The organism is Accumulibacter sp. (genome assembly GCF_032229525.1).
Classification (GTDB): domain Bacteria; phylum Pseudomonadota; class Gammaproteobacteria; order Burkholderiales; family Rhodocyclaceae; genus Accumulibacter.
The window spans coordinates 1-2,983 of sequence record NZ_JAVTWB010000045.1 but is presented as its reverse complement, the minus strand read 5'-3'; the positions used below and the strand labels follow the sequence as shown (position 1 = coordinate 2,983).

Annotated in this window: 2 protein-coding genes; both read left to right on the top strand. The window is 61.0% G+C overall.

Annotated elements, in window-relative coordinates; all coding sequences use genetic code 11:
• The first annotated feature begins 817 nt into the window (after positions 1-817).
• A complete protein-coding gene (locus RUW20_RS03005) occupies positions 818-1,642 on the top strand; it encodes a PEP-CTERM sorting domain-containing protein (protein ID WP_313950714.1) in 825 nt (274 codons plus the stop codon).
• 328 nt (positions 1,643-1,970) lie between these two features.
• Complete coding sequence (locus RUW20_RS03000) at positions 1,971-2,834, top strand: hypothetical protein (RefSeq protein ID WP_313950713.1); 864 nt, start codon at positions 1,971-1,973, stop codon at positions 2,832-2,834.
• The last annotated feature ends 149 nt before the right edge of the window (positions 2,835-2,983 follow it).

Below are 2,983 nucleotides of genomic sequence, written 5' to 3'. Positions count from 1 at the left end.
CCTACCGCCTGGCGATCAACGACTTCAACGGCGTCCAGACGCCGCAGTTGATGATTGAGCATATCGAAAAACGCTCGGCGTAACAGGGCGCCTGGCGAGCAAACGTCAGTTCGCATGCCGGCGCTCACGCCCTGGCGGACCCCAGGAGTCAATCAGGCAACCGCAGTTCAACGCGCCCGAAGCTGTGTTCTGGCGGGGCTATGGCGAGGCGCGAGCACGTTGCAAGAAGGCCATGCAGGAAAAAGAACACCCCTCTCGCTCACCCGAACTGCCAGTAGGTCCTTCGGCGGCGCCACCGAAACGGTGAGCGCCACAAGGACCGGAAGGGCCGACGCGCCAAGCAGGAGTCCGATGAACGAGGCCCCGGCCGGCGCCTTGCGGTGACAATTCGCGAAACATGGAGGCCTTGGTGAGCCGCGCTTGCACCCTGATGAAGGTCATCGGCGACTGCCTCCAACGCCCCGCCTCTCACATCAGCAGGACCTTTAAGCGGGAGGGCTGGACGAGTGCAAAAACCAGCTCCAAGCCCCCAAGCGTTGGAAATGGTCTCCCTCGTGGGGCGCTTAAGGGCTGGCCGGGACGCTCTCGCCGCGTGTCCTGGCCAGGGAATCTGTCGAAAACTTTTACACTTTGTTCACCTGGGAATTAAAAGCACCAATAAAGCAATGGGTTATAAACCGGCACAAATTATGCTTTTCTCATTTTCGCGGTGAACATGGCACTTGGCAAGCCGCTGAAGACCAATAGGGCAGCCGGGAACATCACCGCGTTACTGCGCCGCCTCACTGATTCGAAATTCTCAGCAAGGAGTGTTGGCATGAAGAAAACCTTGAAACAAGCGCTTGGCGGCTTGGCTCTGGCAGGCTGCGCTGCAGCGCAGGTCGCATCGGCTGGTGTGCTTTTTATCGGCACCGATAATGAAGAATTCACCAACACAGGCTTTAGCACCCTTGTCAAGGCAACGGTCAACGGGGCCAACTTTGTTAGCCAGACCAATATTCCTTTGGCTTTCGACCTGAACGGTCTGGGCGATGGTCCCGGGTTCCTCTATGCAGGCACGCCGAACAGCAACACCCTGCGCACGATCGATTACAACGGCAATGTGCTGTCGACGGTGACCGCCGGCTTCCCCAATTTCTGCTGCAACGAAGAACTGCAGTTCAGCGGTGGCAAGCTCTATCACGCCCACTGGTCTGACAACATCGAGGAGATCGATCCGCTTACCGGCGCGGTAATCGCGACATTTGCCGTACCGCAGGTGGTCGGCATGGCCCTGGTTGGAAACCAGCTCTGGATAACCAACTGGGCAAATAAACAGGTCGGAACGTGGGATCCCGTAACGAACATCTTCAGCACGGTTTTCACCGTGCCAGACCTGGCAGGCGCGCTGGCCTACGACCCTGACAGCAGCATCCTGTGGGTCGGGCAAGCCGGCGGGCTGGTCGCCCCGTACAGTCTGACCGGCACACTGCTTGGAGCCGGCTTCAAGCCGTTTGGTGACATCAGCAACACCATTGATGGACTGACCTTTCTGGGGGAAGGTACGCAGCAGCCTGTTCCCGAGCCCGCCACGATGGCCCTCCTAGGTCTTTCCCTGGCCGGACTGGCGATGGCACGGCGCAGGAAGGGCAATCCCAACTGATCAAACGCCATATCGACCACAACGGGAGCTGTGGCTCCCGTTTGTCCTCATGCGGGTCATGCGGGTAGAGTAGGTTCACGCCTTCGGGTCTTTCCTTTTGCCTTTTCCTGGTCGAACCATGCAGCCCATGGAAGGCATCTCCGCGGCCGTCGTCAGCAGGAGGCTCGACGTCGAACCGTATCGGTCACCACTTGCTCTCGCAGCAGAACCATCCGGAGAGCGCGCGGTCCTGACAAGGGAGAGATCCGCAACAGGTCGACCCGCCGGGAGCTGAACTCAAGGCCTTCGCTGGGGCAGAACAACGCCAACCGCCAACATGGAGATGCGCATGGCTTCCCTTGACTTCAGCGTTCGAACTTCTTGCCGCCACCCGCTGTGGGTTGGCGTTTTGCTCTGCATGCTTGGACTCGCCGCTTCCTCCACCCTTTCGGCGGCGCCCGCGGACGATCTGGCGATAAGCTTCTCCGCGGAGAAAGTGGCCGGCGAAGCCGGCAACATCGTCGGTGCGGTCAGCAACCGATCCGGATTGCGCTATCCCTGCGTTGACGCCGTGTTTTCCCTGAGCACCCATTTCGACGATCGACAAAATGGGCTGCCAGTCGTCAGCTATGGAACGCAATCGATCAGGATTCAGGATATCGCGCCGGGTGCGACGGCGCGCTTCAGTGCGCCGCTGCTGCGCAAGGCAGGCTTCGGCTTTCTCCGTTATGAAACCTGCGCCGAGCCGGGCGCGGATGGCGCACCACCACCTGCACCACCTGCACCACCTGCACCACCTGCACCACCTGCACCAGCGCCACCATCTCCGCCATCTCCGCCAGAAAAGGCGCAGGAATGCGAGGTGACCGGCAGCATCACCTCGGAGACCGGCTTTGAAGGACTGGATGACCGCGGGCAGCGCGAAGTGATCGAGCGCGTTTATGTTCTCGATGCGGCTGACCGCAAGCTGGTCGCCGAGGTTCGGCTGGGGAAGGCCGAAACGCGCTCAAGCGATCATCGTACCGGGCGCAGCTACAGCAAACGCTTCTACAGCATCGCCGGCTTGTCAGCGAAGCGGCGATACATCGTCCGTCTGAGCCACGCCTGGCGGACTGAACCGACCGAGTTCGCTTTCAGCTGTCCCGATGCGCACAAGCGCCATCGGTTCCAGTTACCGATGCTGCGCCACACCGGCAACCGGCTCGGCGGCTGATCACCATACGGCCGCCGCCGCAACGCGGCGGTCGCTTTCGCTTTCGCTCGGCTCTCGGGGTCCGGCCATTGAGTGCCCCTCTCGCCCCCTCCCTGTGCGCGGCGCTAGACCTTGAACCGCCCCACCAGCGAGTTCAGCGTTCCGGACAA